Below are 19622 nucleotides of genomic sequence, written 5' to 3'. Positions count from 1 at the left end.
AAAAATCTTAGTCATCAATTCTCTAATTTAACCCAAACTCCTGTCCAAATGTACATATCCACCGTCTACATGAATTAGTTGCCCCGTTGTATGAGAAGATCTTTCCGATAAAAGAAACGCTGCCACGTTAGCAATTTCCTCAGAGGTCGTCATGCGGTTTTCCAAAGGGATTTTTGAAGTAATACTTTTTAGTTTTTCATCCGGGTTTTCGAATGTAGAAATCCACGATTGATAAAGCGGTGTCCATGCTTCAGCGACAATAATTGCATTGACACGAATACTGTACGGTAAAAGTTCAACCGCCCATTCTCTTGTAAGGGCATTTCTTGCACCATTTGCAGCGGCATAACCTGACGTTCCTCCTTGTCCGGTTTCTGCGGTCTTGCTGCCGATATTTACAATAGAACCTTTGCTTTCCTTAAGATAGGGAAGTGCGTGATGCACCAAAAGATAATAATGCACTACATTTTTATGATATGATTCAAGAAACCCTTCATACGAACCATTTTCAAGACCTATTCCATCGTTTACACCGGCGTTATTGACAATACCATCAATTTTTCCGTATTTTTTTACAACTTCATTGATGGCTTTTTTGCATTCATCGGGTTGGGAAAGTTCAGCGGTAACAAAGTCGGCTTTTCCTCCAAGATCCTGAATTTCCTGAATTGCTTTTTTGTTATCGTCTTCATTTCTGCCAATGATTATCGGTAATGCATTTTCTTCCGCTAAGATTTTCGCAATGGCGTTTCCGATGCCTTTTGCACCGCCGCTTACGATGATTATTTTATGGTCAAGATTTAGGTTCATAATTTTGGGTTATGTTTTTTTAACGCAAAGAGCGCAAAGATTTTTTTTAATATTGTTCTGCATATTTTTCGTTCGCAAAGGCGTTTCACTCAGCAAAGAACACGAAATGTTTTTAAAACTTATGTACTCTTATTAGCGCTCTAATGATAAACTTAAAACAGCTAATGTGTTAATCTTTTGTCACTTTTGCGGTAATAAAAAATTATAAATTGTAAAATTTCACTGCATTTCCGGAGAAAAAAAGTTTCTGTTCTTCTTTTGAAAACTGTGTCAAATATTTTAAAATCAATTCCAGCCATAAAGTATAATTTCCTCCTAATAACATGACTGGCCAGTCACTTCCGAAAACGGTACGATTAATTCCGAATTGTGAAAAAACGAAATCCAAAATTTCAAAAATTGTTTTTTCATTAATATTATTCCAGTTTCCCTGTGTCAAAAGTCCCGAAATTTTGCAATAAATGTTAGGGTTTTTGGCAAGTTCTGAAATGTTAGCTTTCCAGTCCTTTAAATCATTGATTTTAAGATCAGGTTTTCCGCAATGATCCAGAATAAAAGGTTGATCGGGCAATTTTTCCGAAAGTTTCACTGCGTCAGAAAGCTGATCCTGTCTCAGCAAAATATCGAAAGTATAACCAAATTGATGCAGTTTAGCAATTCCGTTGAGTACATTTTTCTGCAGTAAAAAACCGATTTCTTCTCCTTCAGCGATATGTCGGAAGCCTTTAATCAGCTTTTCAGACTGATAATTGTGAAGTGACTGTTCAAGTTTGTCAGAAGCTAAATCAATCCAACCGACAATACCTTTAATAAAAGGGTTTTCTTTAGCTAAATTGACTAAAAAAGCTGTTTCTTTATCACTTTGATCGGCTTGCACAGCAATGCAACCTTCAATGCTATTTTCATTTAAATATAAAGAAAAATCTTCCGGAAGAAAATCTTTCCGGATCGCGGTCATATCTTTCGTAATCCAGGCATCCCGAACCGGATCAAATTTCCAAAAATGTATGTGAGAATCAATAATCATTTTTAACAATTTTCTCTAAAATAAAATTTATAATGAAAATATTTTGTCCATCAACTGCCACTTTTCTCCCGGCTTAGAATTGGGTAACTGTTGTTGAAATTTCCACATCAATTCTTCCCATTCCTGAACTTTCAAATTGTTTTTATCGGCTTCATTTTTAGCTTCAAAAGAAAAATTTTCGTCTGCTTCCACCATCATAAATAATCGGTTTTGAACACGATAAATCTCCATATTTACAATTCCCGAATCCAAAATACTTTGCTTTACTTCACACCAAACGTTTTGGTGATACTTCTCGTATTCCGTAATTAATTCAGGATTATCGATCAAATCGAGGGCTAGACAAAATTTTTTCATTCTCCGTAAGCTTTTACTTTTTGGGTGCTGCTTCCTAAGCCGTCAATTCCCAATTCCACCACATCTCCCGGTTTCAGATACCAAGGCTCAGGTTTTTGCCCCAAACCGACACCAGCGGGCGTTCCTGTACTGATAACATCTCCCGGAAGCAAAGTCATAAACTGACTGATATAGCTTACCATAAAAGGCACATTAAAAATCAGGTTGGAAGTATTTCCGTCTTGTAAAATTTGTCCGTTGACTTTAAGCCATAAACGTAAATTATGAACATCTTCAATTTCGTCAGGCGTCGCAATGAAAGGTCCGATTGGCGCAAAAGTATCACAGCTTTTTCCTTTTACCCACTGTCCGTTTCTTTCCAGCTGAAAGGCTCTTTCACTATAATCGTTGTGTAAAACGTATCCAGCAACGTGTTCAAGCGCATTTTCCTCAGTTACATAACTTGCTTTTTTTCCTATAACGATACCCAATTCAACTTCCCAGTCGGTTTTTGTACTTGTTTTTGGAATAACCAAATCATCATTAGGACCTACAATTGCAGTGGTAGCCTTAAAAAATAAAATCGGTTCCTGCGGAATCGGAGCGTTGGTTTCAGCGGCGTGATCTTTATAGTTTAATCCGACACAGATGATCTTGGATGGTCTAGCTAAAGGCGCACCCAGTCTTTCATCAGCAGAAATTTTGGGTAGATTCTGAGCATTTATTTCAGCTTTCAAATTTTCTATGGCATCACCGGAAAAAAAGTTTTCATCATAATCTTTTACCAAATGAGAAACATCATATCTTTTATCGTCAATAATGACTCCCGGTTTTTCTTGTCCCGGTTTTCCGAATTTTATTAATTTCATTTTTTATTAATTTAATGTCCTAAATTATTTTTAACGCAAAGAGCGCAAAGGTTTCTTTGACTACTAACTGTTTTTAAGTTCGCAAAGGCGTTTCACTTAACTAAGATCACAGAGTTTTTCATAATTAAGTTGTTCAAGATTAAAAAAATATTTAATATTTTAATTATTCAAAGTGGTAAAACCTCCGTCGATAGGGTAATCTACACCCGTGATGAATGATGCTTCATCACTACATAAATACAACGCTAAAGAAGCAACTTCTTCAGGTTGAGCCATTCTTCCGATTGGTTGAGTTTTCGACAGCTTTTCAAACATTTCTTCGATGTTGTCGGGATAATTATTCTTTAAAAATCCATCCACGAAAGGCGTATGTACACGAGCCGGAGAAATGGAATTACAACGAATATTTTCATTGATATAATCTTTCGCAACACTCATGGTCATTGCTTTTACGGCACCTTTAGCCGTGCTGTACGCAAAACGGTCGGGAATTCCGACCAATGCGGCAATGGAAGCCATATTAATGATCACACCGCCTCCTGATTTTCTAATCTGCGGGATGGCTGCGAACAGACAATTGTAAACTCCTTTAATATTGACATTATAAATTCTGTCAAAATCTTCTTCTGAAGTCGTGTCTGCTTTTCCGATGTGCGCAATTCCTGCATTATTTACAAGAATATTAATTGCTCCGATTTGATCGAAAACTGCCAAAACATCTTTCTGTTTTGATACATCACAAGCATGCATGATCGCATTTCCGTCGGAAGATTGTATTTTTTCCAAAGTTTCCTGTCCGTTTTGTTCTGTTATTTCAAGAATATGAACGTCTGCACCATTGGCTGCAAGCTGAACCGCAATGGCTTGCCCGATTCCGCTTCCTCCTCCTGTTACGACTGCTTTTTTATTTTTTAATGAAAACATTTTTATGTTAATTATTAGATTTTATTTATATTTTTTAACGCAAAGGGCGCAAAGATTTTTGACAACTAACTGTTTTTAAGTTCGCAAAAGCGTTTGACTACGTCGAATCTTCGATTTCACTCAGCAAAGGCTTGCAGTTGACGATTAATCCTAATGCAATTATGATTTTATTATTTTCAAGCTTAATGCGACTTGTCGCAACCTTCGCTTCCTAAACTTTTCATTATTATATATTAATCTTTGCGTTGAAAATTTATTCAAAGATTATAAACTTTTAAAGACTAACACCTCTTTTCCAAGGGATAAAATCATCCTGATTCAATGCTACAGCTTTAGGAATGATATTTCCACTGGCAACATCAATACAGAAATCTAAAATATCTTCACCCATTTGCTGAATGGTTTTTTCGCCACGCACGACCGCACCCGTATCGATATCGATAATATCCGCCATTTTTGTTGCTAAAGCCGTATTGGTAGCCACTTTGATGACAGGGCATACCGGATTTCCTGTTGGTGTACCAAGACCGGTCGTAAACAGAATTAAAGTGGCTCCCGAAGCGGCTTTTCCCGTGGTAGCTTCTACATCATTTCCAGGTGTGCAAACCAAACTCAATCCAGGTTTTGTTGCAGGTTCTGTATAATCTAAAACATCTACAACAGGGGCGGAACCTCCTTTTTTTGCGGCACCTGCAGATTTTATGGCATCTGTGATCAGTCCATCTTTAATGTTTCCCGGTGACGGATTCATGTAAAATCCTGAGCCGACTGCATGGGCAAGTTCATCATATTCTGTCATCAGCTTGATGAATTTTTCTGCTGTTGGTTTATCTACGGCACGGTCTATTAATTCCTGTTCGACACCACACAATTCCGGGAACTCGGCTAGTAGAACTTTAGCACCCAAAACTGAAAGAATATCGGCGAGATGTCCCACAGCCGGATTTGCTGAAATACCGCTAAAACCATCGCTTCCCCCACATTTAACGCCAACACAAAGTTTGCTTATCGGTGCATCTTCACGTTCAATTTTATTTATTTCTAAAAGTCCTTTCAGGGTTTCAAAAATGGCGTTTTTGATCATCGCTTCTTCACTTACCGCTTTTTGCTGTTCAAAAACGAGTAAAGGTTTATCAAAATCAGGATTTCGATTGTATAAATCTCTTTTAAAATTATCAATCTGAAGATGTTGACAGCCCAAACTCAACAAAGTGATTCCTGCAACATTAGGATGATCTGCATAAGCTGCCAAAAGTTTGCTGAGCGTATCTGCATCCTGCCTTGTTCCGCCGCAACCACCAGTGTGATTGAGAAATTTAATGCCATCTACATTTTTAAAAACTCTGTCTTTTGCAGGAATATTTGAAGGTGAAAAATTTAGATCATCCAAATTTTCTCCTTTAGAAATGGCTTCTACCAGTTGATGGGTGTAGTCTTTGTATTTTGCATCCACTGCATACCCTAAATTGTCATAAAGCGATTCTTTAATAATATCAAGATTACGGTTTTCACAAAAAACGGTTGGGATGAAAAGCCAGTAATTTGCCGTACCCACGTCGCCGTTTGAGCGATGATATCCTTTAAAAGTTTTATGTAAAAATCTTGACACATCGGGTTTTGTCCAGTGATAGTCAACATCGCGGTAATAGTAAGGTTCGGCAGCGTGTTTTGTGTTATCTGTCGTCATTCGGGTTCCCGCTGCGAGATCGTACTGTACTTTGCCTACCAAAACGCCATACATAAAGATTTCATCGCCCTGTTTCATATCATTCATAAAGAATTTATGTTTAGCAGGGATTGCTTCTAAAGTGGTGTAGGTAACTCCTTCGAAAATAATTTCGGTTTCTGCCGGAATATCCTGCAAAGCGACCAAAACATTATCTTTTTGATTTATTTTTAAAATTAAATTGCTCATTTCTAGTTTTAAAATTGGATTTTTTTGTGAAATGCTTTTTTAACGCAAAGAGCACAAAGATTTTTTTAACTACTAATTGTTTTTAAGTTCGCAAAGGCGTTTCACTTAGCTAAGTCCTCAAAGATTTTTACATATTTATTGCAAGGATTTCTTATTTCTGAATCTTAATGAAAATAAAAATACGATGATAAAACAGACTAAAGGTACGATATAAGAAAAATGGATGTTCCCTGAAACATCTGTGATTTTACTTGCGATCGGGGGTATAATTGCCCCTCCGACAATAGACATTATTAATAAACTTGAGGCAGGTTTTGTTTCTGTACCAGCTCCTTCAATTCCTAAGGCAAAAATAGTTGGAAACATGATTGACATAAAAAATGTAAGCGCAACCAATGCATATAGTGTTGAAATTCCTGACCCCGCAATAACCCAAATGCTGAGAACGATACTGATCACACTATAAATGCTCAACAGTTTTTGCGGTGAAATATATCTCATGAAAAAAGTTCCTGCAAAACGGCCAATCATAAATAAAAATCCTGCTACACCCGCATAATATTTAGCTTCCTGACCTTTCATGTTGATTGCATCTTCAGCAAACACAAGAAGAAAACTGAAAACATAAATTTGAGCACCGATGTAAAAAAACTGTGCAAGAACGCCCCATCCGACATTCTTTACACCTAAAACCTGTAGGAAATTTTTTGTTGATTTTTCTTTGCTTTCCGTTACTTCCGGCAGTTTTACCAGTAAAAATAAAAACATAACCAGCAGGATGATCAGTCCCAATATGATGTAAGGTCCTTTTACAAGCGAAGTTTCGGCGTGAATGTAGGCTAGTTTTGCTGCCTGATCAAGTCCGGCGAGTTCTTCCTGTGATTTTGGTTCTTCACTCAGAATGAAAATTCCGCCAACAATGGGAGCAATTGAAGCTGCCAAACCATTAAAAGACTGGGCGAAGTTTAATCTTTGTGTTGCTTTTTCTGGTGCGCCCAAAACGGTAATATAAGGATTTGCTGCCGTTTCCAGAATAGCAAGACCGCATGACAATACAAAAAGAGCCCCGAGAAAAAACGGGTAACTAATGGTATTAGCTGCCGGAACAAACAAAAAACATCCGGCCGCAAAAAAGAACAAACCTACTAAAATTCCGGTTTTGTAACCATATTTCTGAATAATCATTCCGGCAGGGATTGCCAGTAAAAAGTACGCTGCAAAAACAGATGAATCTACCAATGATGCCTGAAAATGGTTGAGTTGAAAGGCACTTCGCAGGTGTTTAATCAATATTGGATCCAGATTATGGATAAATCCCCAGAAGAAAAACAAACTCGTTATTAGGACCAGAGGAAAGTAGTAATTTTTCTTTTTTGAAGAAGAAAAGGAGTTTCCGGATTGGGTATTGTTCATTGATTTGGTTTGTTTACTAAATTGTTTCTTTTTTATAAATTTAAAATGGAGAGGTTAATCGATTGCGCTTTGTTTTTAATTCAAAATTTATCGGATGCTCTTCAAAACTTAAACTTTTTCTGACTTTTAAAAGTATAATAATTTTTCGAATAAAAAATTCTTAGTACAGGATAGTACAAGATAGTTTAATTATTCTTGAGATGTATTAATGATTTGTTATTGTGTCCTTTAAATTTTTTTTAATAATCTAAAAATTCTCTTAAAATATTTTCAGCATTATCTTTTAGAATTTCATGGATATTTTTAATATTTTAATAAATTTATTTCAAATTCAGGTTTCACCAAAAGGTCTTTGAGGACGGCAATTGAACTCAATGATGGAGTGAATGTAATTTTTTAAACAGATGACTTTTAATTGATTTTGTAATAGGGCTCAGAAAAATATTTACTAGGCTTTATATAAACCACATTTCTTTCTGCATCAAAAATCCAGTTGAATCTTCTCAGCAAATCAGCTCCGAAATAATTTCGCTTTTGAATTTTAATGTCTCCGACAAAAAATCCCGCCGTCACATCTTTCAAGACAAAATTGCCAACCTTCATAAAAGGTAAAATCCCCTGTTTGGTAATAACACTTTGTCCTGCCGAGTTTTTCATGGTTTTTTCACCGGTTATTTTCAATTTTTTGTCTAAATCTTTTCCGTCTGCAAACTCATTACTGTAAATCAATCCGCCTGAATACCCCGATTGCATTAGAAAATAAACTTCCTGTTGCTGATCTTCAATTACATTATCTGCAACGATATAAAGCTGCCCGTTTTCTGAAAATAAAGGGATTGATTGATAATCTTTTAAATCAGGCATTTTGTCATAGATCACAAATTGATTATTATCATAATCGATTTTAAAAATTTTCCCTTTGAAAATTCCGGTTCCGATTTTTCCGTCGGCTTCATGACCTGTCAATTCATTATCAAAAAAACGGATGTTTTCGTACTTTTTATTTCCTATTTTTATAGTGTTTTTATCACTTATTTCATCTTTAAAAATAATGTGGTCTGCTTTTCTGATCCTTTCGGGAGAAATTGAAGCATCTTCCATCGCAATCTGGAACATGAGATCCAGAGAATCTTTATCATTCACCAAAGTTTTCACAATGATATTGTTGTGTTTTGTGATTCTGAAAGGGATGGTTTCCTGTGCTTTAACAGTAGAAAATGAGAAATAAAGAAGAATAAAAAAAATTGTTTTATTGAGCATTTTGTTTAATTAGCAGTGAAAGCTAAATGTAAGAAAAATTTGCTTCCATTTTTTGTTAAAATAATTTTGAAATCATTCAAAATGTATATCTTTAAAAACTAATAAATAATTTTGAAAACCAAATGACGAAACATCAACAGAGAGTCGGTGAGGTATATCATTTTTTCGACAACAAAGACACTGTTTTAGGATTCAGAAAGTTGCTTGATTGTGCGATGGATACTCAGGATATGGAAATTTATAAAGAAGCCATTGAGTTGACCGACTGGAAAGAGCAATTTCCGACTTACACCGAAGAACTTATAGAAAAATCGAGAAATCTGCTTCAAAAAATCGAGAAAATTCCGGTAAAGGAACATTCTTTGGAAAAATCTGTACTTCGGGCAAGAAATATTTTAAAATCTTACGGAAGTAATCGTTTTTCATTAGGTCCGGTTTCCATGGAAATCAATAAAGGGCAGGTTTACGGATTGGTAGGAGAGAACGGAAACGGGAAAACTACACTTCTTAGAATTTTAGCCAAAGAAATTTCTTATAATGAAGGCAATTTGCATTATTCCTTTAATGAAGATCCGAAAAATGATTATGAGCTTCGCACAAAATTGATTTATATTCCGCAACGAACTGCAAAATGGTATGGAAGTCTGAAAGATAATTTAAAATTTGTCCTTTCAAATTACGGCGTAAAAGCAGAAGAAAACGAAACAAGAACATTAATGATGATTGCCCGTCTCGGACTTTGGAATTACAAACATCTGAAATGGAGCGAGCTTTCTTCCGGCTACAAAATGCGTTTTGAACTGGCGAGAACTCTTTTAAGAAAACCAGAAATTTTATTATTGGATGAACCGTTGGCAAATCTTGATGTTTTGGCGCAACAGGTGATTCTGGAGGATTTAAAATCAATTGCAAATTCTGTGAATAATCCGATTGCCTTGATTTTGAGTTCACAACAATTATATGAAGTTGAAAAAGTTTCAGACAAAGTAATTTTCCTGAAAAACGGACAGTACAAAGATAATTCGGAACTAAAAAATGATGAAAACGACGGTTTAATTATAGAAATTGACACATCGAATTCGAGAGAAGAATTATTGAAAGTTTTCGAAAATTTCAATCTGGAAAAACTGAACTTCAACGGAGGTGTTTATGTTGCTTATTTCTCCACAGACACAGAGTTTTTTGATGTGATGGCTGCTTTAGGAACTGCAAAAACAAACATCATTTATATCCGTAATATTTCATCTTCAACGAGAAGATTCTTTGTAAGTTAAAAATTTTCTTTAATTCGAAAAAAATGCAAAAAATATATAAATTCAATCAATATTTACTCGAAAAATATCCTACGGTTTGGAACACAAAAATTGTGTGGATGCTTTTGGCGAGTGTAGTTATTCATATTTTATTTTTCATCATTGGGTATATTTCCCACGCCGATCCGGTTTCTCTTCAGAAATTTGACGTAAGAGATGATTATTTTGAAGACGGAATGATTTTTATTCATCTCATTATTTCCGTTCTGATGATTGTAGGCTGGCTGATTATGATGTTTAAAAACAATGCTTTCAAGAACTTTTATCCTTCTTCGAAAGGAAAGTTATTCTTACAGTTTTTGCAGTATTTTGTAATTGTTTTTGCGTCTACAACTTTCTTTTTTTCTTATATGGCAGGTTTTAAGATGTTTATTAAAAATAAATATCCCGACAAACAAATGGCTCAAAATGTAGAGTTAATCAACAAAACATATCCTTTCTTTTCGCAGGAATTAGAAAATTATACGTTGGATAATAAGACATTTCCCAAATTCTACAATCTGTTTTGCGAAACTGATATGGAGGAGATTGATCGAAGCAAAAAGTATTTTGTGTATTATGACAGGGTGTATCAGTATTACACATTGTATTCCAAAACAGTTTATCAAAAGAATAAATATGGTGATTATTTATTCCCGGATAATGAGTCTGAACATGATCTTGCGTATGATGAGACCAAAGAAAATTCTAAAATTTATTATTTTAAAAAAGATGTTGTTGATGTATCGCCATATATTAAAACGACAGGTTTATCTTATTATAATTTTTCAAGCGTATTTTATCAGAATGATCTTACAGAAAAGGGATATTTAAGGAGAAATCATTATAATGATGATTATATTAATTCTGATAAAGAATCTCACAAAAAAGACAGATTTGAAGTCAATAGACAGACAACGGAATTATTAAATAAAAAAAATCCGGCAGAAATTGAAAAATTAATGAATCATTTTATTAAAATTTCAAAAAAATTCGGAATTAAGAATAATCTGGATGCAAAAGAATGGGCAAAAATGGTCTATGCTCCCGAAAATTTTGAAGTTCGTTATTTTATTAAAAAGTATAAAAATAGTATTAATGAAGAGTATGATCCTCGTAGAAACGGAGATGATAACAACGATTATGCCTATACAGAAGAGGCCATGACGGCAGATTCAGCGGTTGCTGTTGTCGACGGAGAAGTTGTAAATAAGGATGCTGTGACAATAAAAGAATTCAATCCGGATATAAACAAACAGCTTTCTCCGGATGATTATTTCAGAGATAATCTTACAGACTATTACTACAACACAGATGATCTGAGAAACTTCCTTGGAAATGTTGATATCGTAAAATCAACAGATTTTTTCTCAGAAAATATTCATATTTACCTTTGGATTGCATTTTTTCTGTCAACGTTTATCTTTAGTTTCAGAATTACAGGATTAAAATCGCTTTTGTTCAGTGTAATAAGTGCGGGAGTTTTGTTTTTAGCTGTTATTCTGATTACAGTTTTGTATTCCGTTTCGGGTGGAAGGGGAAGTGAAGAGTTTTTTGTTTCCTATTTGGTGTTTTTTATCGGATTGTTTATTTTAATGATTCCTGTATTAATGATGAAAAAAGTTAGAAAACTCATTTCTTCAATTTTCATTAATATTTCTATAAATGGTTTTGTGCTTTTTATCCTTCTGATCGTTTTTATCATCAACTTACATCAGGAGAAATATTGCCGTGAAATTTACAGTAACGGAAAATATGGTGATTGCGAAACTCTTGTAAAAATGCTGGATCTTAATTTAAGTTATATTATTTTGATTATCGGTTTTGTCTTTATGTATCTGTACACGTCTGTTCTTCAAAAATGGAAAGCGATGCCACAGTAAATTTGTAAAAAAATGAATATATTTAAATCTCGTAAGGAAACTTATGAGATTTATTATTTTAAATAAAATGGAAATACACTGCAAAACCATACAAACGCCGCTCGGAGAAATGTTCGCCTGTGCTACAGACGAAGGAATTTGTCTTTTAGAATTCACCGACAGAAAAAATATGGAAAAACAATTTAAGTCTTTATCTAAAAGCTTAAATGCCGAAATCGTTGAAAAAGATCACCATCATTTTATTCAGCTTGAAAATGAATTGAAAGAATATTTTGAAGGTCAAAGAGAAAAATTTGAAGTTCCGTTATTTGTGAAAGGAACAGAATTTCAGGAAAAAGTATGGCAGCTTTTAAGAGAAATTCCGATGGGTGAGATCAGAACTTACAAGCAGCAATCCGAATTTTTAGGAAACCCAAAAGCAATTCGTGCGGTAGGAACAGCAAACGGAATCAATAAAATTGCTATTTTAATTCCCTGTCATCGCGTTATCGGCTCAAACGGCGAATTGGTAGGCTATGCAGGAGGAATCTGGAGAAAACAAAAATTATTGGAATTGGAGAAGGCTATTCTGTTTTGATTTTGTAATTTTAAACAAAAATTTACACGTGAAAAAGTTACTATTTGCAGTTTGCATATCAGCTTCAGTTTTCAGTTTTGCTCAGGATTATTCGGTACCGGCAGCGAGCCCGCGTCAGAAAGTAGAGCAGCAGTTTTCAATGTCTAAAATCTCTGTGGATTACGGAAGACCGGGAGTGAAAGGACGTAAAATCTTCGGAGAATTAGTACCTTACGGGCAGGTTTGGAGAGCGGGAGCAAACTCATCTACAAAAATTACTTTCGGACAATCTGTAAACTTTGGAGGGAAAGTAGTTCCTGCAGGAACTTACGGACTGTTTATCGTACCAACAGAAAAAGAATGGAAAGTAATCCTGAACAAAGATTTCCAACAGTGGGGAGCTTATACCTATGATGCAAAGCAGGATGTCGTAGATGTTACAGTTCCTGTTAACAAATTAGCAGATAAGCAGGAATGGTTTGAAATTACATTAAACCCAACAGGCGAAAATACAGGAAATTTGGTAATTAAATGGGATATGGTTCAGGCTGAGGTAGCTTTAAAGCCTTCAAGCCCGGACGCAGTAACCAAAATTGCTGATAAATTAAAAGAGATAAAAAAAATCGAATCTGACGCTGCAAAAACAAAAAGCTAGGAAATGAACTTTTCTATTCAAACTATTTTAGAAAATCAAGAATACCAATTAACCCCCTTACAGCAAGGGGATTTTGAGCCTTTATACGAATTGGCATCCGATCCGAAAGTCTGGGAACAGCATCCCAACAAAGACCGTTATCAGAGAGAAGTTTTTGAAAACTTTTTCAAAGGTGCGATGGAAAGTAAGGGTGCTTTTAAAATTGTTGAAAAAGCTACCGGAGATATTTTGGGAAGTACCCGTTTTTATGATTTTGACGAAAATAAAAACAGTATTTTCATAGGATATACTTTTTACGGAACAAAATCCTGGGGAAAAGGGATTAATCCGCAGATCAAAAAAATTATGCTCGACTATATTTTTCAGTTTGTGGATACTGTTCATTTTCATATCGGAAAAGAGAATTTCCGTTCACAAATTGCAATGGAAAGACTTGGAGGACAGAAAATTGCTGAAGAAGAAGTTGCTTATTTCGGCGAACCGACAAGGACCAATTTTGTGTATGAAATAAAAAAAGAAAATCATTGATATGAAAAAATATAAAATCCAGAAATCACCATTTGTAGTTCCCACAACAGATGGAAAACTGATCGAAGAGCATTGGGGAAATTCAACCCAAAACTCAAATATTTCAATCGCCCACATGGTCGCACCACCGGATTGGAGTGAGCCACATCAGACTCCAGAATTTGACGAATTTACATTAATAATTTCAGGGAAAAAGCAATTTGAAATCGACGGAGAAGTTGTGATTCTTGAAAAAGGACAAAGTATTTTGATTGAAAAAGGAGCGAGAGTGCGTTACAGCAACCCATTTTCAGAACCGTGTGAATATATTGCGATCTGCCTTCCTGCGTTTTCTATGGAATTGGTGAATAGGGAAGAAGAAATAATTTAAATATGGCATTACAAATTTGTCCAAAGTGTAAAGAAAATTCTTTTACCTGGTTTATCAACGGAAAAACACATTTAACGAGTTGGAGTTGTTTTAATTGCGATTATGAAGCGAAGGAAAATGAAGCTGATGAATGTATCTGTGAAAATTGCGAGAAGAAAACAAAAACGAAGTTGAAAGATAAAGAAACAGAATATTTTTGGTGTTCCAATTGCAATACAACAAGCGAATTATAAAGAAAACGACCTCAATTTTTATGGAGGTCGTTCTTTTATATGAATTTAATTATTTCAAAATCTCTTTTAAAAATAAAAGTGTGTGATTCCACGCTCTTTTTGCCATCACTTCATTATAATCCGGTGATTTTGGATCAGTAAAAGTGTGTTTTGAATGTGCATAGGTAATGATTTGCCAATCTGCATTTCCGTCATTCATTTCTTTGATCAGATTATTATAATCTTCCGGAGTTACTCCTTTGTCATCGGCAGGATTTTCAACTAGAATTTTAGTCGATATCGGATTGTTTTTTCTGGTTTGATCTTTCCCGATACTTCCATGAATCGAAACTACGCCTACAACAGGTAAGCTTCCTCTTGCAGATTCCAAAGCTCCGGTTCCTCCGAAACAATATCCGATCACGGCAATTTTATTAGAAATCGCTCCGTTTTTCTTCAACTGTTCTAAAGCCAGCGAAATCCTTTTCTGGTAAGCATCATAATTTTTCTTGTAATATCCAGCAATTTTCCCTGCAGAATCTGCATCTGTCGGAATATTTCCTTCACCATAAATATCGGCAATAAAAGCAATATAACCCTGTTTTTCAAGTTCAGCTGCGGCAGTTTTTGCTTCATCATCAATACCTTTCCATGCAGGTAAAATCAAAACTCCCGGAAGTTTTTTCCCTGCGTTAGACGTTACCAGACCATTCAGTTTCTGCGAACCATCCTGATAAGAAACTGTTTTAAGATTCTGACTGAAAACTGTTCCTGAAGTCATTAAAAATGCTGATAATAAGATTGAACGTATCATGTTTTGTAATTTAATTTTTATTAGGAGCTGTTTCCCGCTTTCTGCTGTATCTTTTTTGTTACGGTCTCCGCTTCGCTCCGACCGCAACAAAAAAGGATGTCGCTACAATCGGGGCTAGATATTTGCCGGATTTTAAAATTTCATTATAAAATCAACAATCTCTTTGTCATTGCTTAGGAATCTGGGCAATAGTATTCAAGATTATATTAATAATTCGCGCTTAGATTCCTAAGCAAATGACAAAGACTATATTTATTTGTAAGCAAGACAAAAAAATCTTCATCTAAATTAATAAAAATAACTTAGAATCAGGATTTATAAAATCTTAAGGTTTGTAAAACTGGTATTGTTCGTTTTCGTAATATGCATTAATGTGTTGTAAACCATTTGTTAAAATGATCTCTTTTGCCCCGATTACTGAGTTGTATCTTGCGGTTTGTTCGAATGTTTTTTCAGATAATTTAATTTGTGGAGCTTTGCATTCAATTAAAATAATAGGCTCTGTTTTTTCTGTAATTAAAAGGTCAATTCTCTTCGTTAAACCGTTTAAAACGATCTTTTTTTCTGTAATTAAGGCAGATGTAGAGTAGGACTTCACGGTGAGATAATAGTGAATCCAATGTTGGCGCACCCATTCTTCAGGGGTGAGCAAAAGGTAAGTTTTACGAACTAAATCATAAATAAAAAACTTATCTTTGTCTCTCTTGAATTTAAAATCAAAAGTTTCCTGAAAATTCAGTTTTGGAAGTTCCATTTATAAGATGAAAGAATTAGATTTAATCCTCAAAAATATTAAAAATAAAGAAGTTTTACCGATTTATTTTTTCCACGGAGAAGAACCTTACTTTATTGATCTTGCTGTAAAAGCTCTTGAACACGACTTTTTGAATGAAGATGAAAAAGCTTTCAATCAAACCGTTGTTTACGGAAAAGATACCACTTATCAGGAAATTCTTTCGTTGGCGAGACAATTTCCGATGATGGGAGATAAGCAGGTTCTCATTGTAAAAGAAGCGCAGGATTTAAAATTAAACGACCCCGAAACTAAGGCTCTGGAAGCGTATGTTGAAAATCCCGTTCCATCAACAGTGTTGGTTTTTGCTCACAAGCACAAAAAACTGGACAGCAGAAAAAAAGTTACAAAATCTTTAGACAAATCAAATGCATTGTTTTTGAGTGAATCTATCAGGGAAAATAACCTTCCGAAATGGATCGCCGATGAATGCATTAAATTAAGCATAAAAACAGCCCCGAATATCTCTCATTTATTGGCAGAATATCTTGGAAATGATCTTTCCAGAATTGCTAATGAGCTGAATAAATTAAAAATAATTCTTAAACCCGGTGAACTTCTGGACGGGAAAATCATCGAAGATCACATCGGAATCAGCAAAGAATATAATGTTTTCGAATTGCAGAAAGCTTTAGGAACAAAAAATGCAGATGCTGCTTTTAAAATTGCTCATTTTATGGGTAAAAACCCCAAGAATAATCCGTTTGTAATGATGTTATCGAGTTTGTATAACTATTTTTCCAATGTGATCATTTATAACACGATGATTGGGCAACCGCCACAAGTTATTGCTTCTCAAATGGGTGTAAATCCTTATTTTATTAAAGATTATGCCGAAAGTGCAAGGTTGTATCCTTTAAAACATGCTACAAGAGTAATCTCTATTTTAAGGGAATTTGATATGAAAGGAAAAGGGTTAGGAGCCGTAAACATGAATGAAGCTGAATTAATTAAGGAACTGGTTTACAAAATTATTAATGTTGATAAAATAAAAATGAAAGTGTAAAACTTGAAATTTTAAAAGATTTTATCTATCGATTTTTAATTTATCATCGACAATTCGCATATTTGATATTGACAAGTATCATTAAAATAACTTTAATTACAGATTAAAAATTCCGAAATTAGCAGTCGGAAATTTTTAAATCTTTTTGAAAAGCAAATTATGGAGCAAAACATTTTAGATTGTGTAATCGTTGGATCTGGACCTTCTGGTTTCACAGCGGCAATTTATGCAGCAAGAGCAGACTTAAAACCTGAATTATATACAGGTTTGGAGCCGGGCGGACAATTGACTACAACTACTGAAGTCGATAACTTTCCAGGGTATCCTGCAGGAATTACAGGTCCTGAAATGATGATGGATTTGCAAAAACAAGCCGAAAGATTCGATACAAAAGTGCATTACGAAATGATCACTAAGGTTGAATTTTCTAAAGAAGTTGGAGGTGTTCACAAATTATATGCAGGAAATAAAGAAATTTTTGCTAAAACAGTTATTATTTCTACTGGGGCCACTGCAAAATATCTGGGTCTAGACGATGAGAAGAAATATAATGGAGGAGGAGTTTCTGCATGTGCGACTTGCGACGGTTTTTTCTACAGGGGAAAAGATGTTGTTGTAGTCGGAGCTGGTGATACGGCGGCAGAAGAGGCAACTTACCTTGCAAAACTGGTGAATAAAGTAACCATGTTGGTGAGAAAAGGAGAGTTCAGAGCTTCAAAAGCGATGATTCACAGGGTTGAAAATACACCAAATATTGAGGTTAAATTTCATCATGAATTGATCGGAATTGAAGGTGAAAACCACTTAGTAGAAAGAGCGGTTGTTATCAACAATCAGACTCAGGAAAAATCTACTGTTGACGTACACGGAATTTTCATCGCTATCGGTCACAAACCAAATACAGATATTTTCGTCGATCAAATCGACTTAGACGAAAACGGATATATTGAAACTGAAAAAGGTTCTGCAAGAACGAATCTTCCTGGAGTTTTCGCGGCAGGAGATGTTCAGGATCATATTTACAGACAGGCAATTACAGCTGCAGGAAGCGGTTGTATGGCAGCGATGGATGCTGAAAAGTATCTTGCAGAATTACATTAATTTTTATTTGATTCAAAATATTAAACGCGTCTTTCGGGATGCGTTTTTTTATTTCCTAACTTGGATTTTCTAGAATTGATCAAGGTTTTTGAAAAATAATGAATCTGATTTTTAGCTGATTATTAATTTATGTTAAAATTTATATTAAAAAGATTTTGTCAGAATTTAAAAACGTTCTATATTTGCACCACTGAAAACAACGATACAATCGAAGTTTTTGGAGAGATGGCAGAGTGGTCGATTGCGATAGTCTTGAAAACTATTGACTGTAACAGGTCCGGGGGTTCGAATCCCTCTCTCTCCGCAACTATACAATAGAGAATCTCTCTAAAGCGTGGAAAAAGCTGATAAAGCCTGCAATTATAAAAATTGCAGGCTTTTCTTTTTTTTGCAGGAATCGCTAAAATTTACATAAATATCTATAATCTTCGTGGCAGAATCGTGGCACTTTTTGGTTTTCAAAAAAAGTGCCACGGAATTCAGTGTAATATGTTGTATATCAATATGTAGAACCGTGATACGACTTGACTTAAGAGCAATTTAGTTAGACATTTATAAATCTTTAAAATGTTTAATTATGTTAGGAGCAAGCTATGGACTGAATTTCTTTTTGAAAAGTCCAAAAAAAGAACAGTTCAAGTCAGATATGTTTATCTGAGAGTTACAGTAGATGGAGTTCCTAAAGAGACTTCTACCAAAATGAAATGGGATGCCCGCAGATGGGATCAAGAAGCAGGAAGAGCAGGAGATGCAAGGACGCTTAATTTTTATCTTGAAGCATTAATCACGAAAAATGTCTACTCATGATATAATTCATTTAAGTGACAAAGTTACCCTTGCAGTACAATCAGGACAAGATGTAATGCTGCTTAACATGTTAATTGATTAAATAATTGATTATGCTGCAGACGGACTCGAACTGATGATTATTTATTAGATATTATTAAATCTCAGTTGACTTCATAAAAACAGGCAAATATTCCTTTTTACTACAACTTCGCGACTTTTGGATACATCTGCTCAGAGACATTGGCCGAACTTTGCATCAACAATATTAAGAATAATATGGATTTAATGAACAGCACCATCCTGATTACAGGAGGAACCAGCGGTATAGGCTTGGAACTTGTCGGGCAGCTTACCGAGCAGGGATCAACGATCATCGTTACCGGACGTAAACAGGAAGCCTTAAATGATACTAAAAGACGTTTCCCAAAAATACACGTATTTCGGAGCGATGTAAGTGATCCGAAAGATATTGAGCGCCTGTATAAAGAGGTGACACAACAATTTCCTGATCTGAATATGATTATCAACAATGCAGGTGAAATGCGGTTGCTTGACGTTCAGGACGCCGGCAAGGATCTGGAAAACATAACCCGTGAGATCGATATTAATCTTACGGGAACGATACGGATGGTTCATCAGTTTTTGCCGCACCTGATCAAAAAGCGTTCGGCGGCAATTGTGAACGTTTCCTCTGCCATTGCTTTCATGCCTTACTCCACTGCTCCGGTTTATAGCGCTTCAAAAGCCGGAGTTCATGCTTATTCCCAGGCCTTGCGCCTGCAATTGAACAAAAGCAGTGTCAAGGTATTCGAACTGGTTCCTCCGGGGGTGAATACCAATCTTCAGAATGATTGGGTGCTGCCACCGAATCCAAGCCAAATGATGGATGTGGATAAACTGGTCGCTGTAACCATCAAGGGCCTTTTGAACGACACGCCCGAGATTAAACCATTCCTGGTGAAGGTGATAAAATTTCTAAGCAGGCTGATGCCTGACCAATTGATGAAGCTAGGGCACAGGGAATTCGAAAAATTTAAAAATTTAAATAATCAACAATAAACAATCAGAT

Annotated in this window: 20 protein-coding genes and 1 tRNA gene; 11 read left to right on the top strand and 10 right to left on the bottom strand. The window is 35.2% G+C overall.

The window, feature by feature from the left end:
- Positions 1-27: 27 nt before the first annotated feature.
- The 8 genes from ABD745_RS14165 to ABD745_RS14130 form a co-directional block, all read right to left on the bottom strand.
- On the bottom strand, positions 28-810 hold the full coding sequence (locus tag ABD745_RS14165) for an L-fucose dehydrogenase (RefSeq protein WP_344831126.1): 783 nt from the start codon (positions 808-810) through the stop codon (positions 28-30).
- Positions 811-1012: 202 nt separating this feature from the next.
- Positions 1013-1837, bottom strand: coding sequence for an amidohydrolase family protein (locus ABD745_RS14160; protein WP_344831121.1), 825 nt, complete (start codon positions 1835-1837; stop codon positions 1013-1015).
- 27 nt (positions 1838-1864) lie between these two features.
- Positions 1865-2194, bottom strand: coding sequence for an L-rhamnose mutarotase (locus ABD745_RS14155; RefSeq protein ID WP_344831116.1), 330 nt, complete (start codon positions 2192-2194; stop codon positions 1865-1867).
- Entirely contained in the window at positions 2191-3042 is an 852-nt protein-coding gene (locus ABD745_RS14150; protein ID WP_344831111.1) for a fumarylacetoacetate hydrolase family protein, read from the bottom strand. The genes ABD745_RS14155 and ABD745_RS14150 overlap by 4 nt, the downstream gene beginning before the upstream one ends.
- A gap of 159 nt (positions 3043-3201) precedes the next feature.
- Positions 3202-3966 carry an SDR family NAD(P)-dependent oxidoreductase gene (locus ABD745_RS14145; protein ID WP_344831108.1) on the bottom strand — a complete coding sequence of 255 codons (765 nt, stop codon included), beginning with the start codon at positions 3964-3966 and terminating at the stop codon, positions 3202-3204.
- A gap of 274 nt (positions 3967-4240) precedes the next feature.
- Positions 4241-5881 carry a UxaA family hydrolase gene (locus tag ABD745_RS14140; protein WP_344831104.1) on the bottom strand — a complete coding sequence of 547 codons (1641 nt, stop codon included), beginning with the start codon at positions 5879-5881 and terminating at the stop codon, positions 4241-4243.
- A gap of 135 nt (positions 5882-6016) precedes the next feature.
- On the bottom strand, positions 6017-7294 hold the full coding sequence (gene fucP, locus ABD745_RS14135) for an L-fucose:H+ symporter permease (RefSeq protein WP_344831101.1): 1278 nt from the start codon (positions 7292-7294) through the stop codon (positions 6017-6019).
- Between the two features lie 411 nt (positions 7295-7705).
- The gene (locus tag ABD745_RS14130) at positions 7706-8554 is read right to left on the bottom strand and encodes a hypothetical protein (RefSeq protein ID WP_344831097.1); all 849 of its coding nucleotides are present in this window, start codon (positions 8552-8554) and stop codon (positions 7706-7708) included.
- Between the two features lie 122 nt (positions 8555-8676).
- Here ABD745_RS14130 and ABD745_RS14125 point away from each other — a divergent pair, with 122 nt between their 5' ends.
- The 7 genes from ABD745_RS14125 (at position 8677) to ABD745_RS14095 (ending at position 14071) form a co-directional block, all read left to right on the top strand.
- Entirely contained in the window at positions 8677-9828 is a 1152-nt protein-coding gene (locus ABD745_RS14125; protein WP_344831095.1) for an ABC transporter ATP-binding protein, read from the top strand.
- 23 nt (positions 9829-9851) lie between these two features.
- Complete coding sequence (locus ABD745_RS14120; protein ID WP_344831092.1) at positions 9852-11729, top strand: hypothetical protein; 1878 nt, start codon at positions 9852-9854, stop codon at positions 11727-11729.
- A gap of 67 nt (positions 11730-11796) precedes the next feature.
- Positions 11797-12306 carry a methylated-DNA--[protein]-cysteine S-methyltransferase gene (locus ABD745_RS14115; RefSeq protein ID WP_344831088.1) on the top strand — a complete coding sequence of 170 codons (510 nt, stop codon included), beginning with the start codon at positions 11797-11799 and terminating at the stop codon, positions 12304-12306.
- A gap of 28 nt (positions 12307-12334) precedes the next feature.
- Positions 12335-12940, top strand: coding sequence for a DUF2911 domain-containing protein (locus ABD745_RS14110; protein WP_344831084.1), 606 nt, complete (start codon positions 12335-12337; stop codon positions 12938-12940).
- A gap of 3 nt (positions 12941-12943) precedes the next feature.
- Positions 12944-13468: a GNAT family N-acetyltransferase gene (locus ABD745_RS14105; RefSeq protein WP_344831082.1), complete on the top strand. Its 525-nt coding sequence runs from the start codon at positions 12944-12946 to the stop codon at positions 13466-13468.
- Between the two features lies 1 nt (position 13469).
- Positions 13470-13838, top strand: a complete 369-nt coding sequence (locus ABD745_RS14100) for a cupin domain-containing protein (protein ID WP_344831078.1) — start codon at positions 13470-13472, stop codon at positions 13836-13838.
- A 2-nt stretch (positions 13839-13840) separates the two neighbouring features.
- Positions 13841-14071, top strand: coding sequence for a hypothetical protein (locus tag ABD745_RS14095; protein ID WP_344831076.1), 231 nt, complete (start codon positions 13841-13843; stop codon positions 14069-14071).
- 49 nt (positions 14072-14120) lie between these two features.
- On the opposite strand, the gene ABD745_RS14090 is transcribed toward ABD745_RS14095, so the two are convergent.
- Both ABD745_RS14090 and ABD745_RS14085 read right to left on the bottom strand, forming a co-directional pair.
- Positions 14121-14864 (bottom strand): dienelactone hydrolase family protein, encoded by a 744-nt coding sequence (locus ABD745_RS14090; RefSeq protein ID WP_344831073.1) that lies wholly within the window; start codon positions 14862-14864, stop codon positions 14121-14123.
- Between the two features lie 325 nt (positions 14865-15189).
- Positions 15190-15618, bottom strand: a complete 429-nt coding sequence (locus tag ABD745_RS14085) for a type I restriction enzyme HsdR N-terminal domain-containing protein (RefSeq protein ID WP_259130840.1) — start codon at positions 15616-15618, stop codon at positions 15190-15192.
- 7 nt (positions 15619-15625) lie between these two features.
- Here ABD745_RS14085 and holA point away from each other — a divergent pair, with 7 nt between their 5' ends.
- The 4 genes from holA to ABD745_RS14065 all read left to right on the top strand — a co-directional run bounded on the left by holA (position 15626) and on the right by ABD745_RS14065 (position 19612).
- A complete protein-coding gene (gene holA / locus ABD745_RS14080) occupies positions 15626-16663 on the top strand; it encodes a DNA polymerase III subunit delta (RefSeq protein ID WP_344831066.1) in 1038 nt (345 codons plus the stop codon).
- A 159-nt stretch (positions 16664-16822) separates the two neighbouring features.
- Positions 16823-17764: a thioredoxin-disulfide reductase gene (gene trxB, locus ABD745_RS14075; protein ID WP_344831061.1), complete on the top strand. Its 942-nt coding sequence runs from the start codon at positions 16823-16825 to the stop codon at positions 17762-17764.
- Between the two features lie 219 nt (positions 17765-17983).
- Positions 17984-18068, top strand: a tRNA-Ser gene (locus ABD745_RS14070).
- Between the two features lie 770 nt (positions 18069-18838).
- The gene (locus ABD745_RS14065) at positions 18839-19612 is read left to right on the top strand and encodes an SDR family oxidoreductase (RefSeq protein WP_344831058.1); all 774 of its coding nucleotides are present in this window, start codon (positions 18839-18841) and stop codon (positions 19610-19612) included.
- Positions 19613-19622 lie beyond the last annotated feature (10 nt).

The sequence above is a fragment of the Chryseobacterium ginsenosidimutans genome (assembly GCF_039536845.1).
Lineage (GTDB): Bacteria > Bacteroidota > Bacteroidia > Flavobacteriales > Weeksellaceae > Chryseobacterium > Chryseobacterium ginsenosidimutans_B.
The sequence above is the reverse complement of the archived record's forward strand: the minus strand, read 5'-3'. Positions and strand labels throughout refer to the sequence as shown.

Coding starts and splice junctions, on each gene's coding strand:
- ABD745_RS14165 (WP_344831126.1), bottom strand. CDS start 810: ATGAACCTAAATCTTGACCATAAAATAATCATCGTAAGCGGCGGTGCA.
- ABD745_RS14160 (WP_344831121.1), bottom strand. CDS start 1,837: ATGATTATTGATTCTCACATACATTTTTGGAAATTTGATCCGGTTCGG.
- ABD745_RS14155 (WP_344831116.1), bottom strand. CDS start 2,194: ATGAAAAAATTTTGTCTAGCCCTCGATTTGATCGATAATCCTGAATTA.
- ABD745_RS14150 (WP_344831111.1), bottom strand. CDS start 3,042: ATGAAATTAATAAAATTCGGAAAACCGGGACAAGAAAAACCGGGAGTC.
- ABD745_RS14145 (WP_344831108.1), bottom strand. CDS start 3,966: ATGTTTTCATTAAAAAATAAAAAAGCAGTCGTAACAGGAGGAGGAAGC.
- ABD745_RS14140 (WP_344831104.1), bottom strand. CDS start 5,881: ATGAGCAATTTAATTTTAAAAATAAATCAAAAAGATAATGTTTTGGTC.
- fucP (WP_344831101.1), bottom strand. CDS start 7,294: ATGAACAATACCCAATCCGGAAACTCCTTTTCTTCTTCAAAAAAGAAA.
- ABD745_RS14130 (WP_344831097.1), bottom strand. CDS start 8,554: ATGCTCAATAAAACAATTTTTTTTATTCTTCTTTATTTCTCATTTTCT.
- ABD745_RS14125 (WP_344831095.1), top strand. CDS start 8,677: ATGACGAAACATCAACAGAGAGTCGGTGAGGTATATCATTTTTTCGAC.
- ABD745_RS14120 (WP_344831092.1), top strand. CDS start 9,852: ATGCAAAAAATATATAAATTCAATCAATATTTACTCGAAAAATATCCT.
- ABD745_RS14115 (WP_344831088.1), top strand. CDS start 11,797: ATGGAAATACACTGCAAAACCATACAAACGCCGCTCGGAGAAATGTTC.
- ABD745_RS14105 (WP_344831082.1), top strand. CDS start 12,944: ATGAACTTTTCTATTCAAACTATTTTAGAAAATCAAGAATACCAATTA.
- ABD745_RS14100 (WP_344831078.1), top strand. CDS start 13,470: ATGAAAAAATATAAAATCCAGAAATCACCATTTGTAGTTCCCACAACA.
- ABD745_RS14095 (WP_344831076.1), top strand. CDS start 13,841: ATGGCATTACAAATTTGTCCAAAGTGTAAAGAAAATTCTTTTACCTGG.
- ABD745_RS14090 (WP_344831073.1), bottom strand. CDS start 14,864: ATGATACGTTCAATCTTATTATCAGCATTTTTAATGACTTCAGGAACA.
- ABD745_RS14085 (WP_259130840.1), bottom strand. CDS start 15,618: ATGGAACTTCCAAAACTGAATTTTCAGGAAACTTTTGATTTTAAATTC.
- holA (WP_344831066.1), top strand. CDS start 15,626: ATGAAAGAATTAGATTTAATCCTCAAAAATATTAAAAATAAAGAAGTT.
- trxB (WP_344831061.1), top strand. CDS start 16,823: ATGGAGCAAAACATTTTAGATTGTGTAATCGTTGGATCTGGACCTTCT.
- ABD745_RS14065 (WP_344831058.1), top strand. CDS start 18,839: ATGAACAGCACCATCCTGATTACAGGAGGAACCAGCGGTATAGGCTTG.